The sequence below is a fragment of the Streptomyces sp. NPDC058683 genome, from assembly GCF_042716195.1.
Taxonomy (GTDB): Bacteria; Actinomycetota; Actinomycetes; order Streptomycetales; family Streptomycetaceae; genus Streptomyces.
The window spans coordinates 24,572-49,102 of record NZ_JBHXSK010000071.1 but is presented as its reverse complement, the minus strand read 5'-3'; the positions used below and the strand labels follow the sequence as shown (position 1 = coordinate 49,102).

Annotated in this window: 17 protein-coding genes and 1 pseudogene; 8 read left to right on the top strand and 10 right to left on the bottom strand. The window is 69.4% G+C overall.

Annotation, left to right across the window (positions count from 1 at the left end):
* The first annotated feature begins 142 nt into the window (after positions 1–142).
* The 4 genes from ACFWXC_RS47600 (at position 143) to ACFWXC_RS47585 (ending at position 4,488) form a co-directional block, all read left to right on the top strand.
* The gene (locus ACFWXC_RS47600) at positions 143–589 is read left to right on the top strand and encodes a fic family toxin-antitoxin system, toxin component (RefSeq protein ID WP_384489587.1); all 447 of its coding nucleotides are present in this window, start codon (positions 143–145) and stop codon (positions 587–589) included.
* A 560-nt stretch (positions 590–1,149) separates the two neighbouring features.
* Entirely contained in the window at positions 1,150–3,672 is a 2,523-nt protein-coding gene (locus ACFWXC_RS47595) for a DEAD/DEAH box helicase (RefSeq protein WP_384489575.1), read from the top strand.
* Positions 3,673–3,817: 145 nt separating this feature from the next.
* The gene (locus ACFWXC_RS47590) at positions 3,818–4,120 is read left to right on the top strand and encodes a hypothetical protein (RefSeq protein ID WP_384489573.1); all 303 of its coding nucleotides are present in this window, start codon (positions 3,818–3,820) and stop codon (positions 4,118–4,120) included.
* Positions 4,117–4,488 carry a fic family toxin-antitoxin system, toxin component gene (locus ACFWXC_RS47585; RefSeq protein ID WP_384489571.1) on the top strand — a complete coding sequence of 124 codons (372 nt, stop codon included), beginning with the start codon at positions 4,117–4,119 and terminating at the stop codon, positions 4,486–4,488. The genes ACFWXC_RS47590 and ACFWXC_RS47585 overlap by 4 nt, the downstream gene beginning before the upstream one ends.
* A gap of 206 nt (positions 4,489–4,694) precedes the next feature.
* Here ACFWXC_RS47585 and ACFWXC_RS47580 read toward each other — a convergent pair whose 3' ends face one another.
* The 3 genes from ACFWXC_RS47580 to ACFWXC_RS47570 all read right to left on the bottom strand — a co-directional run bounded on the left by ACFWXC_RS47580 (position 4,695) and on the right by ACFWXC_RS47570 (position 8,072).
* Positions 4,695–5,738 carry a sporulation protein gene (locus ACFWXC_RS47580; RefSeq protein ID WP_384489570.1) on the bottom strand — a complete coding sequence of 348 codons (1,044 nt, stop codon included), beginning with the start codon at positions 5,736–5,738 and terminating at the stop codon, positions 4,695–4,697.
* 40 nt (positions 5,739–5,778) lie between these two features.
* Positions 5,779–6,768, bottom strand: a complete 990-nt coding sequence (locus ACFWXC_RS47575; protein ID WP_384489568.1) for an XRE family transcriptional regulator — start codon at positions 6,766–6,768, stop codon at positions 5,779–5,781.
* Positions 6,769–6,851: 83 nt separating this feature from the next.
* Positions 6,852–8,072: a helix-turn-helix domain-containing protein gene (locus ACFWXC_RS47570; protein ID WP_384489566.1), complete on the bottom strand. Its 1,221-nt coding sequence runs from the start codon at positions 8,070–8,072 to the stop codon at positions 6,852–6,854.
* Positions 8,073–8,308: 236 nt separating this feature from the next.
* Here ACFWXC_RS47570 and ACFWXC_RS47565 point away from each other — a divergent pair, with 236 nt between their 5' ends.
* On the top strand, positions 8,309–8,440 hold the full coding sequence (locus ACFWXC_RS47565) for a hypothetical protein (protein WP_384489591.1): 132 nt from the start codon (positions 8,309–8,311) through the stop codon (positions 8,438–8,440).
* A 168-nt stretch (positions 8,441–8,608) separates the two neighbouring features.
* Here ACFWXC_RS47565 and ACFWXC_RS47560 read toward each other — a convergent pair.
* Positions 8,609–9,262, bottom strand: a pseudogene (locus ACFWXC_RS47560) (PHP domain-containing protein); the annotation flags it as partial.
* Between the two features lie 366 nt (positions 9,263–9,628).
* Here ACFWXC_RS47560 and ACFWXC_RS47555 point away from each other — a divergent pair.
* Together ACFWXC_RS47555 and ACFWXC_RS47550 are read left to right on the top strand one after the other, a co-directional pair.
* A complete protein-coding gene (locus tag ACFWXC_RS47555; protein ID WP_384489564.1) occupies positions 9,629–10,288 on the top strand; it encodes a hypothetical protein in 660 nt (219 codons plus the stop codon).
* Between the two features lie 252 nt (positions 10,289–10,540).
* A complete protein-coding gene (locus tag ACFWXC_RS47550) occupies positions 10,541–10,753 on the top strand; it encodes a hypothetical protein (protein ID WP_384489562.1) in 213 nt (70 codons plus the stop codon).
* 249 nt (positions 10,754–11,002) lie between these two features.
* On the opposite strand, the gene ACFWXC_RS47545 is transcribed toward ACFWXC_RS47550, so the two are convergent.
* Positions 11,003–14,779, bottom strand: coding sequence for a tetratricopeptide repeat protein (locus ACFWXC_RS47545; RefSeq protein WP_384489560.1), 3,777 nt, complete (start codon positions 14,777–14,779; stop codon positions 11,003–11,005).
* A gap of 47 nt (positions 14,780–14,826) precedes the next feature.
* Complete coding sequence (locus tag ACFWXC_RS47540; protein WP_384489558.1) at positions 14,827–15,303, bottom strand: hypothetical protein; 477 nt, start codon at positions 15,301–15,303, stop codon at positions 14,827–14,829.
* A 180-nt stretch (positions 15,304–15,483) separates the two neighbouring features.
* Between ACFWXC_RS47540 and ACFWXC_RS47535 the strand changes: the two genes are divergently transcribed.
* Complete coding sequence (locus ACFWXC_RS47535; RefSeq protein ID WP_384489585.1) at positions 15,484–16,227, top strand: DNA ligase; 744 nt, start codon at positions 15,484–15,486, stop codon at positions 16,225–16,227.
* Between the two features lie 506 nt (positions 16,228–16,733).
* On the opposite strand, the gene ACFWXC_RS47530 is transcribed toward ACFWXC_RS47535, so the two are convergent.
* From ACFWXC_RS47530 to ACFWXC_RS47515, 4 genes are all read right to left on the bottom strand, one after another.
* Positions 16,734–17,906 (bottom strand): helix-turn-helix domain-containing protein, encoded by a 1,173-nt coding sequence (locus ACFWXC_RS47530; protein ID WP_384489556.1) that lies wholly within the window; start codon positions 17,904–17,906, stop codon positions 16,734–16,736.
* A gap of 207 nt (positions 17,907–18,113) precedes the next feature.
* On the bottom strand, positions 18,114–19,418 hold the full coding sequence (locus ACFWXC_RS47525) for a hypothetical protein (RefSeq protein WP_384489554.1): 1,305 nt from the start codon (positions 19,416–19,418) through the stop codon (positions 18,114–18,116).
* A 195-nt stretch (positions 19,419–19,613) separates the two neighbouring features.
* Positions 19,614–20,030, bottom strand: coding sequence for a hypothetical protein (locus tag ACFWXC_RS47520; protein ID WP_384489553.1), 417 nt, complete (start codon positions 20,028–20,030; stop codon positions 19,614–19,616).
* A 588-nt stretch (positions 20,031–20,618) separates the two neighbouring features.
* Complete coding sequence (locus tag ACFWXC_RS47515) at positions 20,619–24,422, bottom strand: helix-turn-helix domain-containing protein (RefSeq protein ID WP_384489551.1); 3,804 nt, start codon at positions 24,420–24,422, stop codon at positions 20,619–20,621.
* Positions 24,423–24,531 lie beyond the last annotated feature (109 nt).

The window sequence follows — 24,531 nt, the reverse complement described above, 5'->3', positions numbered from 1 at the left end:
CTGCAGGACGGAGGGGGCTGTGACGGAGAAGGCGACTGCACGGCAGATCACGCGCCAGATGTTCGCCGACGTGTACCCGGACGCCGATGACGCTGCCCTCGACGCAGTAGCCAGCGTCGTGACCGCAGCTGCCAAACCGGAGATGACGGCCGCCGATTCGGTACGGTTGCGAAGCGTTCTGGAACTTCTCGGGCTCGAAGGACCCGAGCCAGCAGCAGAGCCTGTTGCGAACAGCGAAATCGACCTCGCTTGGCTTCTCAGGGTCGCAGAGAGGATAGCGGGGGACCCTGCAGTCGCTGACTTCGGATCGCTGGTGGCTGCTGTGAGCCGCATCAAAGCAGAGATCTTCGGTCTCCCCGTATATCCCAGCCCTTATGACCGGGCAGCTGCCCTCCTGGTGCAGCTAATTCATAATCCGGCTCTGGATCGCTCTAACGCCCTGTTCGCTACATCAGTTGCCTACGCCTACCTGGCAAGGAGCGGGAAGAAGATCAACAGCAGCCCGGAACAGGCGCGAGACCTTGCCCTCCTGGCCAAGGAGAGCGGCAATACCCACGCTGTCTCCAGTGTCCTGCGAAGCTTCTCATAGAGGCCGACCGACAAAGCCGCGATCCCGGGGCCACTCCTGCCCGACCTGTACACGGCGGAAGAACTGCGGCAGAAGAACACCACGAGGCGACGCTGCGCCACCTGCGGTCCCGATCCGCTGTAGGCGCCGACGGTCGTCCGTGCAACTTCATGGCACGCGACATCACGTCAGCCGATCGGGCCGGGTTGGTGGGGCCGAAGTCATCTTGAGACGGCACACGCCCGGGCGGACGCCGCCCGCTTCGCCGCGGCCGAGGAACTGCTCGGACGCGCGCTCAAGGTCGGCGACGAGGTCCTGGTCCGCGGCTACGCCGAGCAGGATCCCGCCCTGCGCCCTGGCGTCAGGAGCATCGACGTCTGCTCGGTCCGCACCGAGGCCTGAACCCGGCCACATCCCGGCTGCCCTCCGTCGCCGCGCCCCCCGGCGGCGGAGGGCATACCCACGCCTGGCCGTCGGCGTTGATGATCGTCTCCGCACCTGGCACTTCCCTGAACTGGTGGAGAATGGCGGCATCTGGGGCGCTGTGAGCCGCCCGCGCACGTTTGGGGAGGGGTACCGGGATGGCGCTTGATTGGGATCGGATCGGTACGGGGGACAGCGAAGCGATCCTTCGCCCCCGGGACATCTACGCAGGACTGGCCAACCGTCCGTGGCCCTATCTGCGCCATGAGCAGGGCGAGGTGCTCGATGAGTGGTTCGATCACCGACGGGACGAGCGAGATGTCGTGATCAAGCAGAACACCGGCGGCGGCAAGACCGCCGTCGGTCTTCTGATCGCCCAGAGCACCCTGAACGAGGGCATCGGAAAGGCCGTATACCTGGCCCCGGACAAGTATCTGGTCCGGCAGGTCCGCGCGGAGGCCACGAAGCTGAGCGTGGCCACCACCGACGATCCCCAGGACCCGGCATTCCTCGCCGCGCAGGCCGTACTGGTGACGAACTACTACAAGCTGATCAACGGCAAGTCGGTGTTCGGGGTCGTCGGTGACGGACGCGAGCCGAGCGATCTGGGAATCGTCGTCGTCGACGACGCACACGCCGCGCTCGCGACGACGGAGGACCAGTTCAGGCTCCGGGTTCCGGCGAGTCACGTGGCGTACCAGAAGCTGCTGGACCTGTTCACCGAGGACCTGCAGCACCAGTCGGCGAACGCGTGGGCAGAGCTCCAGGACAAGGACCCCACCGCCCTGGCGCCGATTCCGTTCTGGGCATGGGCGGACAAGCAGGCCCGGGTCATGGAGATCCTCCACCCCCACAGGTTCGACGACGCCTTCAAGTTCGCCTGGCCGCTGATCGCCGAAGTACTGCACCTGTGCACCGTGACGGCAACGACGAAGGCCGTGGAGATCCGGCCCTCCTGCCCGCCGATCGACCGCATCCCCTCGTTCGTACGCGCACGCCGGCGTGTCTACCTCACCGCGACGCTCTCCGACGACAGCGCCCTCGTGACCGACCTCGATGCCGATCCCGCTCTCGTGGCCCGGCCCGTTACGCCGGGCAGCGCCGCTGACCTGGGAGACCGGATGATCCTGGCGCCGGTCGCGCTCAACCCGGAACTCGATCCCGAGGCCGTACGGAAGCTGGCCCGCCAGTTCGCGGATGGGGACCGGGACGGCGACGGCGTCATCGAGGACAAGCCGGTCAACGTCGTGGTCCTGGTGCCCAGCGAGAAGGCCGCGGCGGCCTGGGAGAGCCACGCCGACCGCACCTACCGGGTCGGTGACCTCGCCGCCGGTGTCGAGGAACTGCAGGCCGGTCATGTCGGCCTGGTGGTCCTGGTCAACAAGTACGACGGTGTCGACCTGCCCGCGGACGCCTGCCGTCTGCTGATCCTCGACGGGATCCCACGTCCGCTCGACGCGGTGGAGCGGCGCGAGGCGGTCGCACTCGCCGACAGCTCTGTCCGCCTGGCCAGGGAGGTACAGCGGATCGAGCAGGGCATGGGGCGCGGCGTACGCGACAGCGAGGACTACTGCGCCGTGCTGCTACTCGGGGCCAGCCTCGGCGTCGCCATCCACGAACCGCGTCATCTGAGCCTGTTCTCGCCGGCCACCCAGGCGCAGCTCAAGCTCAGCAGCGACATCGCACGTCAGATCAAGGGCGAGGGCCTGGACGCTGTGCGCCAGGCGCTGCGGGCCTGTCTCGCCCGGATGCCCAAGTGGACCGAGCGCAGCCGGCGGGCGCTGGCCGAGGTGCGGTACGCGCCGCACGGGACCGTACGGCCGGAGGCCGTCGCTCTGCGCAAGGCGTTCGACATGGCGGCAACGGGGCGGACCATCGCGGCGGCCGACCGTATCCAACTCACCGTGAACGACCTTGACGACCCGGCGCTGCGGGGCTGGCTGCAGGAGCAGAAGGCTTCCTACCTGCACCTGACGGATCGCGACGCTGCCCAGCGGGTGCTGTCCGGCGCGCTGGACGAGAACCAGTTCGTCCTGAAGCCGGTGGCCGGCGTGCCTCCGGCGCAGATCAAGGCGGCCGCCGTGCAGGCTCGCGCGGCCGCGCAGTTCCTGTCCGCCGAGTACAGCGACGGCGTCAACCTGGTCCTCGGCGTGAAGGCACTGCTGGAAGAAGTGGTCTGGGGCGATGAGGAACGTACCGACGATGCCGAGCGGGCCTGGGAGCGGCTGGGCCGCCACCTTGGGTTCGTGAGCACGAGGCCGGAGAAGCTGTACGGCACGGGTCCGGACAACCTCTGGGCGCTGTCGACCGCGCGACAGGCGGTAATCGAGCTGAAGACCGGGTGCGTCACCGACACGATCGCCAAGAAAGACGCGGACCAGCTCGGCGGCAGCGTCCGCTGGCTCAACAAGAACAACCCCGAGGTCAAGGCTCTGCCCGTCATGGTGCATCCCAGCGGCGTCTGCGACGCCAAGGCCACCCCGCAGCCGGGAATGCGGGTCGTGACGCCGGCCAGGTTCGAGCTCCTGAAGCAGGCGGTCGTCCGGTACACCGTCGCGCTCGCCAGCGACCTGGGCCGGTGGGGCGACGAGCAGGCCGTCGCTGTTCAGCTCGCTGACCACAAGCTCACTGGCGACCGCTTCTTCGACGCGTACTCCGAGGCCGCCCGAACCAGCGCCTGACCATCACATAGCCCGCGCGAGCCGACGATCACCTGGTACGTTCGCTGGAGACTTGAAGGGGCACCCGCCGTCCGTCGGCCGCTGCCCCTCTCTTCTCGCCCGAACGCCTTCGTCGGGAGCCGGATCCGCTGGTACCGTCCCTCGTATGGACCAGAACGGATCCCAGGTGCCGCCCTTCGAGCCGGAGGAGTACGCGCGCGTCGAGGCAGCTGCCCACATCGCCGGCAAGTCGCCCGCGGACTTCGTCCGCGAAGCGGCACTCAAAGCTGCCGATGACCCGTTCCTCAAGGCCCTCGGCCATGCCCGCGACCGCGTCCCACAGCTCGCCGAGGTCTTCGCCACCCAGGACACCAATGCCGCCGACACGGGCACGGCCGCGTGGCCCGACCCCGCGCCCATGGGCAGCCGCGACCTGCACGAGTTCCCACAGCACGGCCACGCCGCGTGACCCGCTTCCTCACCCCGCAAGAGCTTCTGCAGATCGCACAGACCCTCCCAGGAGATCCGGCCTGCGCCGACCTGGGCGTGCTGGACGCCGTGTGCGCCCGGGTCCAGGCCCACTACATGGACCGCGACGTGTACGCCAGCGACTGGCTCAAGGCCGCGGCCATGCTGGAGACCATCGCGCTCCACGAACCGCTCGAAGCGAAGAACGAGTTCTTCGCCTGGCTGGTCGCCGAGACGTTCCTCAACACCAACGGCATCGTCCTGCACTACGAGCCGGAGGAGGCCCTCGCGCTCGTCATGCGGGCCAAGCACAAGGGTGCCCGGGTGCAGGAGATCGCCGCGCAGCTGCGCAGTTGGTCGACAAGCTGAGGATCCCGCCCGCGGGGGCCGGCCATTATGCGTCTTCGGCCGGTACCTCGAAGGTGATGGCCTGCTCGTTGTCCGCCTGAGTCATCTCGGCAGCCGGCCTGTGGGGCGCCAGGACGACCTGCCCACACCGCGCGCTGTCCTCTCGTGCCACGCCACCGCCGGACCACGATCCTGCTCGGCCCGTTTCTCATGTCCTGCTGCTGTGGTCAGGAGGTCCGGGTTGTGCTGAGGACGATGGCCTGATGGGCGCGCTGGGAGAAACCGGCGACCCGGGGGTCGCGACGCCGTGGCGCCATGGCGCGTACGACGTCGGTGAGATAGCCGGCGGCGCGGGCGGAGCGCACGCTGCTGAGGATGATGATCGCTCGTTGTCCGTCGGCGAGGGCCCTGTCGAGTTCGCCACGCTGGATGTGGGCAGTAGCGACGAGGGTCATGCGCAGGCCGACGGAGCGGGTGAAGTCGGTCGCGGACATGGGTGTGGCCTGTTCGTTCCACCGCAGAGCGGCGGCGGGCAGGTTCAGGTCGCGGTGGATCTCGACGGCGTCGGCACTCATCCGGGCCGGCGTGTAGTAGCGGATCCACGAGGGTTCGGGGCCGGGAGCGGTGTCTGCGCGTTCGAGGAGCCGCTCGGAGTCGGCGAGCGCGGCCGCGGCGGCTCGGCGATCGCCGAGCCGGGCGTGCGCGCGGGCCTCGATCAACTTGGCGAACGCGAGAACTCGGGGGGCCGCCTTGTGACGGGCGCGGTCGAAAGCGCCCTGCGCCATGTCCACGGCCGCGTCGGGGTAGCCGCGCAGGGTCGTCTGGAGAGCCAAATTGGTCAGGACGTGGCAGCCCACATTCATGCTGCCCGCCGCCTTCGCCATCCGCAGGGCCTGGATGAAGTGCCTCTGCGCGAGGGCATGGTGCCCCATGTCGAGCGCACTCCAGCCCGCGACGCGCGCGAGTTCGGCGGTCCCGGCGTACAGCTCCCGGCCCACGGCGTCGGTGTAGCCGCCGTGCAGGAGCGGGATGGCGCGCTCACGCAGGATGCGGCCGACCTGGGAGGCCTCGCGGGTGCCTCCGCCGTACCGGGAGTCCTGGCGCTGCGCGTGGGCGGCGGCATCCCACAGCGCGTCCAGGTCCTGGCGGCCGACGCGGCGGCTCCCGGGGTGGGAGGCGTCCGGGTCCTCGGGGACGGCGAGCCACCGGCTGAGCGGTGTGGTGTAGGCGCCGAGAGCGAAGGCGCTGGTGAGGAGATTTCGGCGGTGCACGGTGCTCCAGAACTGGGCGGCGGTGTGGGTGTCCCGAGTGTTACGCGGCGGCAGCGAGGAGTTCGGGAACGCCCTGGACTCGGGTGTAGGGCTGGAAGCGGGGGAGGAGACTCTCGACGAGCTTGATGCAGCGGGGAGCACCGATTCGGCGAGCCAGGAGCAACGCCTCCGTGGCGGCGGCCGCAGCAGGCTCGGGTTCTTCCTGGTCGAGGAAGCTCGTGGCCTGGTAGGTGAGGAACACGCCCTTCGTCTTGTCCCGCGAGGCGGGCAGGAGGCACTCGCCCTCGGCGATGAGTTGGTGGGCGCGGCGGGTATCGCCGAGGTCGAGGAGGGCCTGGCCGGAGTCGATGGCAAGGTCGGCTTCTGAGATCCAGGCGCACCAGTCGGGCTGGTCGGAGTCGGCGGCGCTCAGGTGCTTTTCGGCCGCCCCCAGGGCGCGCAGTACGGCTGTTCGTTCACTGTGGTCGTGGCGTGCGGCGAGGGTGCGGGCCAGGCGTAGCTGGAGGAGGCAGCGGGCTGCCGGGTTCTCGGCTCGGGTGAGGGCGTGCTGGAGGATGCGGGCCGCAGTGGCGTGGTCGCCGCGCCAGGCGGCCTGGTAGGCGAGGTCGCCGAGAAGGCCAGCGCCCATGTCGCGGTCACCGGCGGCGTGGGCGTTGTGCAGGCCAGTGACCCAGTGCTGGATGGCGTGGGTGTGGCGGCCCAGGTCGAAGCGGTGCCAGGCGACCGTCTGGGCCAGGGCGGCTGCGAGGGTGTGCAGTCGCAGTTTGAGGGCGTGCGTGCAGCGGGCGTGTTCGAGCAGTTCGGTCACGGTGGCCAACTGGGAGTCCAGCAGTGCGGGAATGTGCTGGCGCTGTTCGGTGGGGAGAGCGGCCAGGCGCTGAGTGGAGTTCTCCAGGAAGGCGACCAAGTCCCCGCTGACCGGTTTGCCGTCTGGGGTCCGGGCCAGTTCGTCGTGAGAGCTCCCTGCGGGGTGCGCGGCCAGGGTGGACAAGGCGGCGCCGGTGACGGTGAGGAGGGTTCGGCGTTCCATCGCGGGCACCTTTCAAGGCAGGCACGGGCTTGTGTGAGCCGAAGGCGGTGTTTGCCGTTACCGATCGGCTACTGGAGGTGCGGTTAGACATCCGCCGTGATCAAAGTCTGGGCACTCAGCGCGGCTTGGAGGTTTCGAGCGGAGCCCGTTCTCGTCGCCACGGCGACGGCTCGGGAGGCAAGATCAGCAGCGCCGTCCCGTTCTCCGGCCGCGTGGTAAATACGGGCACTTGCGGTCAAGACCTCGGCAGAGCCACGCACGATGGTGGCCGGCCACTCGGCACGGGCCTCGTCGAGCGCGGCGCGGCCCTGGGGGATCAGGTTCGGTGCCTTCGAGGCAAGCCGGACCATCGTGTGGCCGGTCCACTTCTTCAGTTCGGCGGTGCCCAAGTAGCCGATGTACGGGGGTTTCTCGCCGTCGTCTGCGCGTCCGAGCAGCTTCCATGCCGTGCCGAGGTCGGCTTGCGCGGCACGGCCTGCTCCGAGGCAGCCGCGGTGATGTGCGCGGACGGCATGGAGCCACGACCGTACGGCGGGATGGGCGCGAGTGCTGGCTAGTTGGAGGGCTCGGTCGGCCAAAGTGAGCGCCTGGTCGTAGTGGCCGAGATCGGCCAGGATGCGGCTCATCTGGCCGAGGAGGTTGGTGCAAGAGGAGACGTCGCCAGCATGGTGGGCGTGCGCGGCGGCGTCGCGGTAGTGAGTGGCGGCGAGTTCGGGCTGTCCGAGGTCGTAGGCGAGGAAGCCGATGAAGCCTCCGGTATCGGAGGCGAGGGCAGCGACTCGCGCCCGGTCGGTGCCGGTGGCGCTGGCGTGCCACGTGAGGATCTGATGGTGGTGTTCGATGGCTTGGCGGTATACCGCGTGAGCGCCGCGGAGGTTGTCCAGCCGGCCGTGGACAGCGCGTAAGTCCTTGTGGGCGGCCAGCAGGTCGTGGCTGTCCGCGTCGATGGGCGTGTCCACGACCATCCCGGTGGTCAGTGCCGCTGCTGCAGCGCCGGTTCCCCTGAGGAAGTCCCTGCGAAGCACGATGTCCCATTCCCGCAAGAGCCCATCCACGGTCTTGTCCACAACCGTAGGGGCTGCCCGCTCGCTCTCCGCTTCGGCTAACGCCACCAGTGTGCCGTCGGCCCCGAGCGCTTTGTCCAGAGCGCCCGCGATCCGAGGAGTCGGAGTACGCCTCCTGTGTTCGAGGTCGCTGATGAGGCTCTTGCTGCAGTTGGCCCGCTTCGCGAGCGAGCGCAGCGGCAACTGGTTCCGCAGCCGCCGTAATTCAGCGGCGAAGGTCACTTCGTCGGATGCCGGCATCGCTACCTCCACGGCGTTGCGGTTGCTGGTTGTCCGCAGACGGTGCGGACACGTGGGTACTGCGGTGACCAGCACACACTCTCCTGCCGGGCGGTAGGAGGAGCTTGGACCGGCTGCGGACAAGTGCGGACAGCCGCCCCCTGCCCAGGCAGTGTCGGGCCTAGCCACACTGGCGGATGTCCACAGGCCGTGGCGGTTCCTGCCCGGCCTCTGAACTCCGTTCTACAGGAGGCGCTATGCCCAAGTCCGCTGCCGCAGCCGCGGCCGCCACCACCGCCGTCGACACACTGGCGGAGGAGAACCCGGTGACCACTGAGCCGGTGGTCGTCGCCGAGGACGTCGAGCAGGACGACCCGTACACGCCCTGATCTGAAGCCGTGCCCAGGGTGTCCTCCCCGTGTCCGTCGGGCTCGGGGAGGACACCCCTCCTGTTTGACTGTCTGGAGGAGCCTTGCATCACGTGTACGTCGGGCCGACGCTGCCACGCTGCGAGCCGGTGCTCTCGGAGCCGGGAGTACAGGTCCATCCGCCGATCCGGCATGGAGACCTGCGTTGGTCAGCACCGTACGCACCCCCACCTGGTCGCCCAGGCCCACCGTGCGGGCGGCCAGCCGGAGCGATCCCGGCCCGGTGCCCTGCCGCCCCAGATACACGACGTCCAGGCGCAGCCGGTCCCCGGCCAGCTCCCGCCACGGCTCAAGCAGCTGCTCAGCGACGTCGGGGCGGCCCGCGGACAGGGCACGCAGCGGCTCGGAGGAGGGGCCGAGCAGCACCACCAGGTCCTCGCTGGCGTAGGCGCGCAGGGCAGGCCAGGACACGGCCGGCGCCGCACCGTCGGCCTCGGCGTGCGCGGCGGACACCAGCCGGCACAGCCGCGCCCACCCGGCCAGGCTCTGCGCGAGCAGGGTGACCCGCAGCGGCGGCTCCACCACGTGCGCGCCACCGCGCACGGGCGTACGGGGTCGGCCAGCCGCCGGGTCCGTCGGGGTGAGCGGGGCGACGGCGACGTCGACCCCGAAGACGGGGCGGATCCCGGCGGCCGCGGCGGCCTTGGCGAAGCGGACCGTGCCCGCGACGGTGTCCCGATCGGTCAGCGCGAGCGTCGTCATCCCGCGCTCGGCAGCCCGCTGCACGAGGGCGCCGGGGAGAGAGGCGCCGTAGCGAGCGCTGTAGCCGGAGGCGACGCGCAGATGAGTAAATCCACGGCCTGCACCTCCTGCCTGTCGCGCTCCTCCCTGACCTGTGTCCTCTCCAGGTATCCACCATAACTCGAAATCGCACAAGCGTGCGAACAGCTCTCGTGACGGTGTCCCGCGCCGCACGCAGACCGCTGTGACTGAGCGCCTCAGTTGGCCACTGAGTACTTCAGTTGGCCATCTGCGCACTCAGGCCGTGTCGTAGCAGACTTTCGCGCCGGCCGTGGTTGTGAGGTGGGAGCGGCGCGATGGGGTGAACTCCATGGCCCGTGCGGACGGCACCGTTCGCACGGGGGCGTGCCCGGCCCAAGGGTGGGGTGATGGGTCCCCATCCCACCCCTCAACGCGAAGGAATGCCGCATGCCCCATCTTCCCCCGCTCGGCGCCGAGATCCCGTGCACCTCGCTGGCCATCAACACTCCCTTGCAGATCCGGAACAAGCTCGTCTCCGTGGACTTCCGCGGTGGCTGGAAGCACCGCGTCGACGTCAACCCGAACGACCCGATCAACAGCGTCCGGCTGCGGCTGGTCGGCTTCAGGACGAGCGCGGAACTCCCCGCACTGGACGACCGGGGAGCCGAAGGCGGCTCCATCACCATCGAGCAGAGTGACATCGACGTCGAGCCGGCCAGCCTGCTGAAGGTGACGCAGCAGTACCCGCCCAAGTACGAGTGCTCCCTGGTCCTGAGCCCCTGCACCATGGTCATCCAACAGCCGGGCAGCGAGCCGCTGATCCTGACCACGAAGAACCAGTTCACGCTCATCGGGCAGCTGACCCAGTACCCCCCGCGGGGCGACCTGTTCCAGTTGCAGCAGCCGGTCGACTTCGTCGGCATGGAAGACCCCGACACCGTCGTCGCGACGATCCAGATGTCCCGGGACCCGGTGGGGGGCCTGTCGCGGGCGCCCCGGCGGCCCGGGGATGGGCTCACCCCGCCCGACACCGCCGTTGGGCCCCCCATAAGGGACCCCCCCGCCCGACCGCCGCTTCCCTGCTCTTTGACTCGCGCGAAGCCCTGACCTGCGGAAACAGGTTCAGGAATAGGCTGCCAAGCACCAGCGGCCAACTGAAGTACTCAGTGGCCAACTGGGGCGCGCAGTCACAACCGCAAGGTGCCAGACGGCCCTGATTCACAGGCCGAGACGCACGAATGTGACATGCGTCTCACTTTGCGATCCGATCTTGTACGGCAGCCGGGTTCCCGCGGAAGGGGTGAGGCCGGCGACTGTCCGGCCCGGAAAGGCAGTCATGCCACTCTCGTTCCAGCACACGTGCTGCTCGCGGCGCTCGTCGTCCTCGCGACGATCGCCCTCACCTCGCTTGCCGTCGACGTCGGTGACGAACTCACCGAGCACCAGGCCCGCGTTCTGTATGCCGCGATGAAGGCAATCGAGCACGTCGCGATCGCCTACGGCACCGCCGTGGCCGCCCAGGACACGCCGCTCACGCTGACCGTGAAGACGGTGATGCGCCTGCTTCGGTAGTGCTCCTCCACATGCATGCGGATCGTCGTGGCCGGAGTCTGAGGCTGTGGACTTCCCCGTCGACGTCGCGCTCGCCGAGCTCGTCCCGACCTTGCCGGTCGGGACGGGCTGGCGGTACGAGATGAAATTATGGACAGGGTTCATCACTTGCCGTCGTCCGCCGAATCCTCCACTTCCACATACGTGATCATCTACGGGAGGGCGCTTCGATTACTTGCTTCCGCCGTCGATTGATGGCCCTCTGCTGTATCACTCGGATTGGCCCTGCCAGCGGGCAATATGAGCCCGAACCTTGAGCGTATCTGGATGGTCCGGGCCCAGTACCCGCCCATAGTCCGCGAGGAGTTTCTCGAAGGCCGCGGCAGCACCCTCCGCATCCCCCGCCTTGCCCCGCCAGTAGGCGAGGAATAGCCGGGCAGCGAGGGTGAGCTGGTGTTCCGGGCCCAACACCCGCTCCTGGTTCACAAGGAGCTGTTTGAAAGTGGCGGCGGCACCCTCCGCATCCCCCGCCTTGCCCCGCCAGTTGGCGAAAAACTGTCCAGCTGTGAGCGTATCGGGATGGTCCGGGCCCAACACCCGCTCCCGGCCCGCGAAGAGCTGCTCGAAGGCCGCGGCAGCACCCTCCGCATCCCCCGCCTCCCCCCGCCAGTAGGCCAACTTGTTCAAGGCGGCGAGGGCGTCGGGGTGATTCGGCCCCAACAACCGCTCTTGGTCCCTGAAGAGCTGCTCGAAGGCCGCGGCGGCGCCTGCGGCGTCCCCCGCCTCTCCCGTCGAGTAAGCAAGGCCCTTCTGAGAGTGGAGCGTGTCCGGGTGGTCGGGGCCCAGAACCCGCAGCGTCCGTCCAAGCAGTAGCTCGAAGGCCGCGACGGCACCCTCCGCATCCCCCGCCTCCCCCCGCGAGTAGGCCAGGTTGTTCAAAGTGGTGAGCGTGTCAGGGTGATTCGGCCCCAACAACCGCTCCCGGCCCGCGAGGAGCTGCTCGAAGGCCGCGGCAGCACCCTCCGCATCCCCCGCCTCCCCCCGCCAGTAGGCGAGGCTTTGCCTGCCGGCGAGTGTGCTGGGGTGATCCGGCTCCAGCACCCGCTCCCGATATGCGACGAGTTCTTCGTAGGCCGCGGCGGCGCCAGCCGCATCCCCCGCCTCCCCCCGCCAGTGAGCCAGGCCATTCAAGACGGCGAGGGCGTCCGGGTGGTCCGGGCCCAGCACCCGCTCCACGTCTATGAGGAGTTCCTCAAGTGCGACGGCGGCACCCTCCGCATCCCCAGCCTCCCCGCACCAGTGGGCCAGGTGAGCCCGAGTGTCGAGGGCGTCAGGGTGGTCGGGCCCATACACCCGCTCAATCTCTATGAGGAGTTCCTCAAGTGCGACGGCAGCACCCTCCGTATCCCCCGCCTTCCCCCGCCAGTAGGCCACGTCGCTCCGGGTGACGAGAACGCTGGGGTGATCGGGCCCCAGCACCCGCTCCCGATATGCGACGAGTTCTTCGTAGGCCGCGGCGGCGCCAGCCGTATCCCCCGCCTCCCCCCGCCAGTGGGCCAGGTGAGTCCGAGCCTCGAGCGTGTCCGGGTGGTCCGGGCCCAGCACCCGCTCCCGGTCCACGAGGAGTTCTTCGAAGGCGGCGGCCGCACCGGCGGCATCCCCAGCCTCCGCCCGCAAGTAGGCGATGTTGTGCCGAGCGGTAAGCGTGTCAGGGTGGTCGGGGCCCAGCACCCGCTCCTGATATGCGAGCAGCCGTTCGCGGGCTGCGGCCGCGCCGGCAGGATCCCCTGCCCTTGCCCGCCAGCGGGCGAGGTCGAGCATGGTGATCAGTGTGTTGCGGTGGTCGGGGCCCAGCACCCGCTCCTCATCCGCGAGAACTTGCTCGAGCGCGGTAGCGGCACCGACCGCGTCCCCCGCCTCTCCCCGCTGCGACGCGATGTTGTATCGGGCGGTAAGCGTGTCAGGGTGGTCGGGGCCCAGCACCCGTTCCAGGTCCACGAGGAGTTCTTCGAGTGCGACGGCTGCGCTGGCCGCATCCCCGGCCTCCCCCCGCCAGTAGGCGAGGCTTTGCCTGGCGGAGAGTGTGCTGGGGTGGTCGGGCCCAAGCACCCGCTCCTCATCCGCGAGAACTTGTTCGAGCGCGGTAGCGGCGCCGACCGCGTCCCCCTCTTTCGCCTGCTGCAAAGCGGCGTGGTATCGGGCGGTAAGGGTGACCGGGTGGTCGGGCCCCAGCACCCGCTCCTCATCCGCGAGCAGTCCCTCAAAGGCCGCGGCGGCGCCAGCCGCATCCCCGGCCTGACCCCGGAAGCGGGCCAGGCTTTGGCGCGTGATGAGCGTGTCAGGGTGGTCCGGGCCCAGCACCCGCTCCCGGTCCGCGAGGAGTTCTTCAAAGGCTGCGGCTGCACGGTCCGCGACCCCCGCCTCTCCCCACCAGTGGGCGATGTTGTGCCGAAGGGTAAGCGTGGCGGGGTGGTCGGGGCCCAGCACGCGTTCCTGATCTACGAGAAGTTGTTCGAGGGCGTTAAGCGCCCCTATCTCATCCCCGGCTCTCCCCCTCCAGCGGGCGATCTCTTGCCGGGCGATGAAGGTGTCCCAGTGGTCGGGACCCAGATGTTGCTGGCTGGTGCTGGCCAGGTGCTGGAAGTAGTCGCGGGCAGCAGTGACCTGGCCAGCCTCGCCGAGGCTTCGCCCCGTACGGAAGAGCACAGGGTGAACGTCATCTTGGTACAGGGCGCCTTCGCTATGGCGGGTGAGCGCATCGGTACTGGCACGCAGTGCTTGAGCGAGGGCGGTGTCGCGTTCAATACCGGGCCAGGCGGCGACCAGAGCGTCCGCGGCCGTACGAACGAGTGGGTCCAGCTGGTCTGCGGGGAGAAGGAAGTCCCGGACGGTGCGCTGGACGAGCTGGTGGACGCGGACTGCTTGGTAGCCGCTGCCGGGCGCGTAGTCGATCAGGCTCAGGCGGTGCAGTGCCCGGAGCGCCTGTGTGGCCTGCGCTTGGACATCTTCGACATCCATCTGGTCCAGCGCGTCATTCGTACTGTGCTGGATGAGGTGGAAGAGGGCTGGCGGGCTGATCAGAACGGAGGCGGGGATGCCGTGAGGGTCGAGCAGTGCGGCGAGCTGCAGCATGGGACGGGCCAACCCGATCGGCGGAAGCCGGTCGGCACGCTCCAGGGACAGGGACAACGTGGCCGGGACGTTGCGGGTCTGGTCGTCAGGCAATCCCGATGCCGCAGGCAGCATGTCCGTGAGGTGACGAGCTCGATCTGCAAGCAAGGCACGGTAGTCGGCACAGCAAAGGTCAGCGTCAACGAGGTAGGCCACTGCCTGGGACAGAGCCAGCGGCAGGTGCCCGAGGCTGTCGGCAAGCCCAGCGAGCTGGTCCTCAGGTTCATGGCGGCCGTGATCAGCCAAAGCAGTGGTGAGATAGGTGATTGCCTCGCCGTCTGTGAACAGCCCCACCGGCACCAGCCGACGGCCGTGTCCCGTGAGGGCTGCGTCGCGGCGACGGGTGGTGATGATGGTGTGGCCGTGCGTGCTGGCGGGGGGCCACAAGCCGCGCAGATCGGCTGGGTCGGCGAGGTCGTCAAGTACGACCAGCCAGCGGCGCGTGGTGCCAGGCCTGGGCTCCAGCCAGGCCAGGAACGCCCGCGCGGCCGAGTCCCCATCATGGAGGTCGGCGCCGATGATCTCGACCGCAGCCTGGGAGTAGCCTGCGACGATCGAGTCGCGGGTGGCAGCGGTAATCCACACCAGCAGGTCGAGCTTGCCGGCCTGCCACAAGGTGCGGGCGTGGTGGGCAGCGAGCTGTGTCTTGCCGACTCCGCCAAGACCGACCAAAACTTGGCCATAGGCCGCAGTGTCCTCGCTATGGCCTGCATGATCTAGCTGCCGGGAGGTGGCCCGGTCCTGGAAGCAGTCTGCCTGCCGGGGGAGCGTGCCGACCTGGTGTGGCCAGGTCACGGGTGGCCGCGGTGCGGCGTGATAGGCGACATTGCCGATCCACGCAGCGGCGATGCTGTGATCCCTGGCCGCAATACTCACTGGCGCACGGATAGCCTCGGGTGCCGGGGGTTGGCTTGTCGGCCCGCTCAGTCCTGGGGCGGGGCCGACGCCGGATGAGGGCCGATCTGCGCATCCCCCTGGATGACTGCGGCCGCGATCGAGCCCTGCTCCGCGCGAATGTCCAGGTTTCCCTGCGTGGCCACTCCGCCCTGTCCGGCCGTCACAGCCACGCCTGGGACGTGATCGACCAGCAGCGTTTGGAGTTGATCGGCAGCCTGCTCGCGCTCCGGCTCCTCCAGGCGCTCCAGTGCTGCCTCGATGCGGGCATGCCAGGCGGCTTCCGAGCTGATCCGCACCCTGTCCACCTGGGTCGGGTCAGCGGTCTCCAAGGCAGCGGCGGTTTGGTCGAGCCGCTCGAGTTCCGCCCGCTCTCGCTGGGCGTCGCCCCTTGCGAACCAGCGCGCCACCGCCTGCCGGAACCCCGTCCACGCATCTGTGCCCGCAGCCTGCACCACAGCCGTGCCGCCCGCCGCGGCCAACGCCGTCAGCGTCTCCACCAGCATCTTTCCGGCCTCCTCACCTGAGCGGCCTCTCTCAAACCGTAACGCCGCATGAGACGTCCCGCAGATCCAGCGCCTTGCGGTAACACCCTCGTGCTTATTGCCGGCAGATACAGATACGCACCCGAATTCATGATCGTCAGGGGGCAGAGGATGACTCATGAACAGCCCAACAGCGCATAAATCAAGCTCGACGGCCACCGGACTGTCGTCTGGCGTGAGGAAGCCACCGTCCGGCTACAGGCTCGCTCCGGGCGCGACGTCACCGCCAACTGGATGGACCTGGCCCTCGCTGCCCTCGACGTGCTCCCGCCGGGCCTGGTCCTCGACGGCGAAGCCGTGAGCTATGCCCACGGAAGGATCGATTTCGCGGCCGCGCAGTCGCGCGCCCTGTCCACCCCCGCCCGCGCCCGCCTCCTCGCCGAGGTCCTGCCCGCCTATTTCGTGGCGTGGGACATCCTTCTCCACCCCGAGCACGGCGACGTCCGGGGACGGCGGTACGACGACCGCCGTGCCCTACTCGTCGACCTGCTGGAGGCGTACGACGTCAGGCCGCCGATCCAGCTGGTTTCGATGACCGACGACCTGGCGGTGGCCATGACCTGGTACCAGCAGCTCCCGGAAAAGGGCATCGAAGGCATCGTCGCCAAGCAGGCCACATCCGCTTACAGGACCACCGGCCGGATCTGGAAGAAGATCAGACATGCCGAGACCGTGGAGGCCGACATCGTCGGTTACACCGGACCGGCCGCCAGGCCACGGGCACTCGCGGTCCGCCTCCCCGACGGCCGCGTTGCGCTCACCCAGACCCTCAAGGCGCCGCTCGCCGCCCAGATCGCGGTGCACCTCACCGTGAGCGGCCCTCCGCGCAGCGCGCGCTCGGTCGGGGGAGCCCTACACGACCGCCGCTCCCGGACTACTGGTTGAGGTTCTCGCCGGGACAACCCGGCACGCAGTGGTGACGGTGACCCGGCTGCGTAGTCAGTGAACCGAACCGCGCGGCCCGGACGCGAGAGACGCGGCCATTTTCTTCGCGTCGATGTCGCCCTCTACGGAGTGGCGGATGTTGCACAGTGGGTGCCCGTCAACACCTGGGAGTAAGGGCCGAACACGTGGGTACGACGCGCCCGTCAGGCGGATCTGCGGAACTCGAGGGCGCTGACGCCAGTCCGATCGCCACGAGAAACGTCGCGACGGTCGCGGCCGAGCCGATCGCGATGCCCAGGTCCCCGGCAGGCGGGACCGACGTGCAATGTCCGCAGTTCCAGGGCTCTTTCGGCGTGATCAGAGTCCTGTGACACCCACGACGCTACCGGCAGGGTCTGACAATGGGACGTCCGTGCCTGGCACGACACCGGCAGACCACGGCGTGCCCTTTTGCACGGAGGTCTGCCGTCGGCCGTCGCCACCGCCGGACGAGGCCATTCGGCCCGTCAGGGGGCGAGTAGATCTTCGACGGCGAACTGGTGGGTGAGGTCCAGCAGCAGGCGGGTTGCCGCCGTACGACGGCCAGTTGGCGAGGCGGCGAGGTCTTGGAGCGGCGCCTCGGTGAGCGCGGGCTCGGGGTGTACGGCGAGGCTGCCGTCGACCTGCTTGTCGTACTGGCTGCCGCGGTTGGCGAGCGCCATCACGCCGCCTTCGGTGACTGCGGTGGCACGGAGTTGCAGCATGCCGTCGCCACCTCGCCGGTGGGCATGGACGGCGGCGGCGGTCACCAGGTCGCGGACCGTGCTCTCGAAGTCGAGCCGGGGCAGCAGGGTGGGACCGTGCTGGAGCGCGGACGTGGCCTGAAGGGCGCCGGCAAAGGAGCCGTCGTGGTGCAGTTCGATGTAGGCGCGGTCGCACTGGCCGGTGTAGGGGCGGGACTCGGTGAAGACCGTCCGTCGCAGGCCGACGCGCGGGGCGAGTTGTGTCAGCCGGTGCCGCAGGAAACTGGCGTCTTCGCTCTCGGACAAGGCGCGGAAGATCTCGGTCATGCCCGGGTCGGCCGACCTGGTGTCGATGACCGGTGCGGTGTCGTACGGGGCCGGTACCGAGCAGACGGCGGTCACGACCACCCACACGCGCCGGGCCTCTCCTGCCAGGTGCGGGTCGAGGCGCGCGGCGAGCTCCTCCAGGCGCACCTCGGCGTCCCGCCGGGCGGCGAAGCGCCGCCGGTACGCGGCCTCCATCTCGGACTCGCCCAGCCAGACCGTGTCGGCGCCGACACGCTTCGGATAGCGCCAGCTGTCCTTGTCCCAGGGCACCAGGTGCGGCGATTCCGGGCTTCGCGGAACCTGGACGACGACCACGGAACGGCCGGGCGTGGAGGGCAACGGCACGGTGTAGACGGTGAAGGCAGGGATGAAAGGCCGCACCATGGAGTTGGCGATGCCGCGGAACCGGTCGGCCAGGGCCCGGGCGCGGGGGTCTTCGACTCCGACGACCGTGTCCGCGCCGCCGGTGCCGTTCTCGGCGACGCCGGTGACGATGATCCCGCCTTGGGCATTGGCCAGGGCGGCGAAGTCCTTGGCGTGCTCGCGATTGTCCTTCACCTCGTCGGCGTCCAGCTTCCAATCGAGATCCTCGGCCTCGCCGAGCCCGATCGCGGCAGCTTGGTCGAGCATCCCGATGGTCACACGACCGGGTTGGGCTCCGACGGAGCGGTGAAGTGACGTGTAGGCCATGGCTGCACCCTACGACCGTCGCGTGAGACGGTCGCACGACGACGTCGCGAGTTCATGTGGCACCAGACGAAGATCGCTCCAGTCCTTCGACTACGGCTCAGGAGGGAGGCCTGGAGCGTACCCGCGAGGTCAAGTGCCGTCCATCGTCTAGCCGTCAGCGGCGGGCGGCTGCCCCATCAGCCAGGCGTGGGCGGCCTCGACGGAGTTCTTCGAGTGGGCGAACCGAGCGCCGATCCGGAAGTGCTCGTCCGCGAGGGCCTGCCACCCGCCGGCCGCCGCGGCCGCGGTCTGGAAGGCCTCGGTGATGTTGTTCGCGACTTCGACGTAGACGTCCGAGCTAGGTGTCACCCATCCGTCGACGACGTCGCGGACGACGTCCATCATCACCCCGTGGAGACGCCGAGGTTTGTCCGCGAGGTCGACTCCGAGCCCCCAGATCAAGCTCCGCATCGCCACGGTCTCCCAGTTGTCCTCGCCCCCGGCGTACAACCGGCCGCTCTGCATGCGCCCCGAGCGCTCGTACTCTCCTTCGGCGTGCTCCCGGGCCACGCGGTACAGGGCGACCAGCAGCGAGGCCACGGCCTTGGGGCCGGCGTCCGCGAAGGCGGCTCGAAGCCGGTCCAGGTCGTGCTCGGACGCGGGCACGACGGGGCGCAGGGGTCCCCGCTCGCTCTTCAGGTCCTCGAGGGAGGCCGGCTCGGCGCCGTGCTGTTCGGCGCCCGCGCACCGGTAGATCGCGGCGCCGACAGCGAACCAGCCACGGTCGTGGGCGTCGACGAGACGGAACGGGTAGGAGACCTCGTCCGCCGTCTCCTGCTCACCGGTTCCCTTGCGGAGCAGGTGGTTGTTACGCAGGCTCGGGTGCGCCTGGTCGGTACGAGCGGTCGGTTCCGGTTCCCCGGAGACGACCTGTTCGGCGGATTCCATCCGCAAGGCCTGGACGGCGACATGCCGTTCGGTGATCTCCGGGTACCGGGCCGCGAGGGCGGCGAGGATCGCGACTGCGGCGTCCCGCAGGAAGTCGTGCAGGTTCCCGGTGGTCCAGCGGCGCCGTGCGGACACCTGGACGAGCAGCATGCCCGGCCGGTGCCCGGCCAGCGGAGCCATCCCGGACTCCCGGGTGGGACGGGGCCCGTAGACCTCGGCGTACGCCCGGTACCAGCCCGCAGCGGGATCCACCAAGTAGTCGACGGCGTCCGCGATCACCTGCGCGGCGGCCAGGCCCTCGGCCCCGGGCGGCAGCATGGTGACCACCATCAGCGGAGCGGTGAACAGCTCGGTACCGTCCCCCAGGCCCAGCGGATCATCCGCCATGGGGACACCGGCGGGGGGTTGGTGCCCGGCGTCGGGCACCTCGTGAGCGTCGAACGTCGCAGCGGCGTTGTTGTACGCCAGGCCCGTCACGGCCATTTCGGCCCGGATCTTGCGCTTTCGCGTGCGGTCCTTCGTCATGCCCTGTCCACACCGCGACACGCCCCACGCACGCGTCGCACCAGATCAGGGGAGACGGGATACAGCACGCGATTCCGAGAACCTTGCCCGGACATCGGGGCTCAGGCGTGGGCCGCGCCCCCTTCGGACTCCGGCGTACGTGCACGCCTCGGGAGCATCCTATCGGCGGCGTGCGCGCGGAGAGCGACGGGCGGACTACACCGCCTCCAGGGCTCCGACCGGCGCCGGATCGGGGGCAGCACCAGGGACGTGCTTGACAGCCTGCCGGGCCTCCACGGCCTTGTCCTTCGGGCAGAGCTCCCAGTGCTTGTGGCCCGCGACGTACGCCGTCAGCTCGCGCAGTTTCGACCACAGCCGCTCGTACTCGCCCGTCTGCTCCAGCGTCCATCCGTCCGTGGCGGGACGCGTCGCGTTGCGCCACCGCTCGGTGTCGGTGAAGCCCTCGTGAGGAGCCGCCGACCAGTCCAGTTCCTTCTGGAAGCGGTGGAGTGCGGCGTAGGTCTCATGCAGTTCCTTCTGGGCCGCGACCAAGTCGTCGGGGAACGCGAAGGGATCGTAGGGCTGCTCGGCGGGAGCGTCGACGGTGGCTTCGGGCGGGGTGGTACTCGGCATGGACTGGATGTTAGTTCGACCCTGTGACATCGATCGGGTCCCCGCGCGCGTCGCGGTGATCAGACCTCAGCCGAAGCGAGGCCTGCCACCGGACACGCGAGTGTCGGTGCCAGCGGAGATGATGACCGCATGACGACCACCATGCGGAGTTTCGCGCTCACCTGGACGGATCCCGACGGCACGCCCCGGGCGTCCGCCGTCTTCCCTGTCAAGTCGTTCTGTTCAGCTAGCGGCTGGAGTAAGTGCTTTTGATCGGCTGTATGGCTTTGTTCGCGAGAACGGGGTTCTCGCACAGATCTTGGGAGCGGTCACAGAGGATTACTGGAGCAGGATCAACTTGCGGAGCAGTTCGAATCCTGCTCGTCCGTAGAGCCGTCTTTTGATCTTCTTGATGTCCACGTTGTCGATACCGTCGAACACCAGCGAATCTCAGAACGATTCGTCACCGAGATTCGAACCCTCCGCGAAGAACGAGACAAGCACGCCCACACCTTCCACGTACGCGAATCCGAGCACGTGGACGGCCCGACCTTCCACGTCGGTGCCAAGGCCGGGGTGGCGTTCACGGGTTCCCAGACGTAGGGGGCGTCAGCCACAGTCCGTCGGCAGCGGGACATGGGGTGCGTAACGCTTCCAGTCCGCGTGGGCGTACTTGAGGTCGCGGGCGCACACCGCCCGGCGTACTCGCTGCTCGTTCAGGTCCCAGAGGCGGATCGTGCCGTCGTTGGAGACGCTGGCCAGGGTGTCGTCGTGGCGGGGGTCGAAGGCGATGGTGTCGCCATCCTGCTGGTGACCCGTGAGTGCTGCGTGCAACTGCCAGGTACGGGTGTTCCAGAGGCGGACGACGCCGTCGAGGCCGATGGTGGCGAGCAGGGTGCCCCGGCGGTTGTAGGCCACACCGCTGACCCGTTCAGGGAAGTCGACGAGCGGGGCCCTGGCGGGCTTTCGGTGCACGACGTCCCACAGCTTGACCTGTTTGTCGGCGCCGGCGCTGGCGAGGGTGTGTCCGTCGGGGGCAAAGGCGATACCGCGGACGGAATCGCTGTGTCTCCCCAGCGGCTTGAGCCGTGCGACGCCTGGAGTGAGGTGGGTCAGGTCGAGCAGGCGGACGGTCGTGTCGTCGGCGCCGATCGCAAGGGTGCGCTCGTCGGGGCTGATGGCCAGGGCGCAGGGGGCACGGGAACCGATCGGGACGTCTTTCAAGATAGTGCGCCAGGTGCCGTCGCGCCCCGGTCCTCTGGTCCAGAGGGACAGGTGGCCAAGGCCGATTCCGGCTGCGAGAACGCGTCCGCTGTGGCTGAGGGCGAGCCCGCAGACGTCGCGCACGGTGGTGAACGTCTTGCTCTTCTTGTGAGAGGCGGTGTTCCACAGTCGTACCGTGCGATCGTCGCCACCGGTCGCCAGCGTGCGGCCGTCGCCGCTGACGGCCGTGCGGTACACACCGATGCGGTGCCCCCTGAACACCCCGGTCCTGACTCTTCGTTCGGTGTCGAACATCCTCGGTGTCTCGTCCGCACTGGCCACGAGTGTCCGGCCGTCGGGCAGCCAGGTGACCGAGTGCTGCGGGCTGCCGTCGGCGCCGGGGAGAAAGCCCCGGGTGAGATCCCAGACGGCGGTGGTGCCGTCGGCGGAGGTACTGAGCAACGTATGGTCACGGTGGGTGAATGTGACGCCGCGTACCAGGTCACGGTGTCCGGCGAGGGAGAGCAGCGGCCTCGTGCCACGCACACTCCACAGCCGTACGTGGAGGTCCTCGCCGGCGGTGGCCAGGAGCGTGCCGTCGCCGCTGAACGCCAGAGAGGACACGGCGCTGCCCACCACGGGAGCGGCAAGCGGCTCTGCCGCAGGGCAGACCGTTGCGTCGGCGGTCGTCCCTAGGTTCCTCCACACGGCGACGAACTGGTCGTGGCCTACCGCTGCCAGGCTGCGACCGTCCCGTGTGAAGGCCAGCGCGAGCATGTCGACGAAGTCGAGTTTCCAGCCCCGGATCCGGCACGCACCGAGCCGTCGGTACAAGTCGGCGTCCCACAGCCGGACCTCGCGGTCGCGGCTATCGGTGGCCATGCCCCCGGTGGCGAGGAGTGCGCCGTCGGGGCTGTAGGCCACGGCCCAGACCCTTGTGCCGTTGCTCTGGCCGTCGGACGCCCGCAGGGTGACGGTGGCCTTGTCCGGGTGGTCCAGATCGATCAGGAAGACGTCGGCGCCGCCGTCGGCGACCGCGAGGGTATGGCCGTGGGGGCGAAAGGCCATGGACGCGATCACGAAGCGGGTCGGCATGGGCAGCCGGCGTCCGCTCACCCCCCCGTCCTTCGCTCCCCTGTCGACACCGTCCTCCTCCCACAGCCAGATGTGCCGCTTCTTGTCAGACACGGCCGCGACCGCGCTGCCGTCGGCGGCGAGCGCCACATGATCGACGGAGCCCAGACCGGTGTCCAGCGTGCGTAGCGGCTCCCAGCCGGGCAGCCGCCACAGCTGTACGGCCCCGCCGGCGTCGTACGTCGCCAGTGTCCGGCCGTCCGCGGACGCGACCTGCCCCACACGGCGAGCCGATCCACGTGACGGTGTCCGGCGACGGGCCAAGAACTCGGCCTGGCTGCTCAGCAGCGCGCTGCGGGCGCGCACCCCGTGGTCCAGCCGATACGCCTCGGCGGCCAGCAGGTCGGCCGCCTCGGGCCGGCCCTGGGCACGTGCTTCCGCCGAGGCCAGGGCGAGCTGGGTGGAGCCGATCTCCTCCGCCTGCCGGTGGGCCTGAGCCGTATTGCGCACAGCCTTGGTCTTCTGGTCGAGAGCGAATCCGGCAAGGCAGGCGACGAGTAGAGCGAGGACGGTGAGAGCTCCGGTCAGGGCGCGGAGTCTGCGGACCCTGGCGCGTTCCGCGCGGACCTGGGCGTCCTGTCGCTCCTCCGAGGAACGGAGGAACTCGCGTTCCGTCGAGCCGAGTGCCCCACGCGCCGCGAGTTCCTGGGCGGCGGCCAGTCGTACGCCCTGGTAGAGCAGATGAGGATCCCGCCCGGCCTGCTCCCAGGCGCGGGCCGCATCCGCCAGCTGCTGCCTGACGCGCAGTTCGTCGCGGTCCTCGTCGATCCATCGGCGCAGCCGGGGCCAGGCACGGAGCAGGGCCTCGTGGCTGATCTCCACGTGGTCGGCGTCGGCGGTCAGCAGACGGGCTCGGGTGAACTCCTCGACGACTCCGTCGTATCCCTCGTGACGTCCCGCGCCGTCGGGACCGACCAGTTCGGCCAACTCCTCGCGGCTGACCCGTCTGCGGGTGTCGTCCTCACCCTCGCCGACCCTGACCAGGCTCAGCAGGACCGTACGGGCCGCGTTCCGCTGTTGCGGGTCCAGCGCTGCGTAGACACGCTCGGCCGTCGCGGCGACCGCCTGTTGGACGCCGCCAGTGAGCTCGTATCCCGTGACGGTGAGCCGGCCATCGGTGCGGTGCTGCCAGGTGGCGCGCAAGGTGTGGGACAACAGCGGCAGCGCGCCCGTATGCCCTGGCCCGGCCTCGTCCGTGACGGCGAGATCGCGCAGGAGGATCTCCACCAGGCCCGGTTCCAGGTGGAGCCCCACGGCACCGGCCGGTCCGGTGATCGCCTGCCGCAGTTCCGAGGTCGCCATGGGGCCCAGGGGCAGGGAACGCCGGCGCAGTGCGTCGACCAGGGGCGCGTGGGCGAGGCAGTGCCCGTAGAAGTCGGCGCGCAGGCCGATGACCATGGGTAGGCCGTCGGCGGCGTAGGCGCACAACTGCCGGATGTAGGCCGTGCGTTCGGCCTCATCCGCGCCCTGGGTGAACAGCTCCTCGAACTGGTCCACGATCACCAGTGCGTAGGACTCCAGCGGCCTGCGCGCGTCCTGGCCGCGCAACTCGTCCATGGGATGTCCGGTGGGCGTCAGATACAGCACCTCGGAGGCGGCCGGCTGCCACGCCGGCAGGGCCCCGCGGGTCACCGCCGCGGCCACCCCGGCACGCAGCAGCGAGGACTTGCCGATCCCGGACGGACCGATTACCACCGCCGGGTGCCCGGCCGTGCTCGGGTCGGCCACCAGCCCGAGAAGATCGGCGATCGCGCGGTCACGACCGAAGAACCACCGGGCGTCCTCTGTGCGGAAGGAGGTCAGCCCCGGGTACGGACACATGTCTCCGCCCGGTCCCGTCGCGAGTTCCAGCAGGGCGCCGCCCGCCTTGAGGGCCACGTCGCAGGCCCGCGCGAACCGCAGACTCGGCCGCTGCAACCCTCGTTCGAGGCGGCTCAGATATCCCTTCCCGGTCCCCAGGTCCACGGCGAGCCCCGCCAGCGACTTCCCCGCAGCCAGACGCCGGCGCCGCAGCTCCGACCCAAAGGTGACACCTTCCGAGCCGACGTCGTCGTGCTCGCCATCAAAGTCCGTCACACGCCCCCTCCCGCCGTAGCGCGATCACTCCCTGCCGTTCAAACGACCCAGCGCACCCCTCGGTGACGCACGGCCGAGGAGTAACCCTCCAACATGCAAAAGAGCAGCT

What these genes read in the sequence shown, in the direction of transcription:
- ACFWXC_RS47525 (WP_384489554.1), bottom strand. Translation starts at nt 19,418, where the DNA reads ATGACGAAGGACCGCACGCGAAAGCGCAAGATCCGGGCCGAAATGGCC.
- ACFWXC_RS47595 (WP_384489575.1), top strand. Translation starts at nt 1,150, where the DNA reads ATGGCGCTTGATTGGGATCGGATCGGTACGGGGGACAGCGAAGCGATC.
- ACFWXC_RS47540 (WP_384489558.1), bottom strand. Translation starts at nt 15,303, where the DNA reads ATGCTGGTGGAGACGCTGACGGCGTTGGCCGCGGCGGGCGGCACGGCT.
- ACFWXC_RS47575 (WP_384489568.1), bottom strand. Translation starts at nt 6,768, where the DNA reads ATGGAACGCCGAACCCTCCTCACCGTCACCGGCGCCGCCTTGTCCACC.
- ACFWXC_RS47565 (WP_384489591.1), top strand. Translation starts at nt 8,309, where the DNA reads ATGCCCAAGTCCGCTGCCGCAGCCGCGGCCGCCACCACCGCCGTCGAC.
- ACFWXC_RS47520 (WP_384489553.1), bottom strand. Translation starts at nt 20,030, where the DNA reads ATGCCGAGTACCACCCCGCCCGAAGCCACCGTCGACGCTCCCGCCGAG.
- ACFWXC_RS47570 (WP_384489566.1), bottom strand. Translation starts at nt 8,072, where the DNA reads ATGCCGGCATCCGACGAAGTGACCTTCGCCGCTGAATTACGGCGGCTG.
- ACFWXC_RS47590 (WP_384489573.1), top strand. Translation starts at nt 3,818, where the DNA reads ATGGACCAGAACGGATCCCAGGTGCCGCCCTTCGAGCCGGAGGAGTAC.
- ACFWXC_RS47600 (WP_384489587.1), top strand. Translation starts at nt 143, where the DNA reads ATGACGGCCGCCGATTCGGTACGGTTGCGAAGCGTTCTGGAACTTCTC.
- ACFWXC_RS47530 (WP_384489556.1), bottom strand. Translation starts at nt 17,906, where the DNA reads ATGCTCGACCAAGCTGCCGCGATCGGGCTCGGCGAGGCCGAGGATCTC.
- ACFWXC_RS47555 (WP_384489564.1), top strand. Translation starts at nt 9,629, where the DNA reads ATGCCCCATCTTCCCCCGCTCGGCGCCGAGATCCCGTGCACCTCGCTG.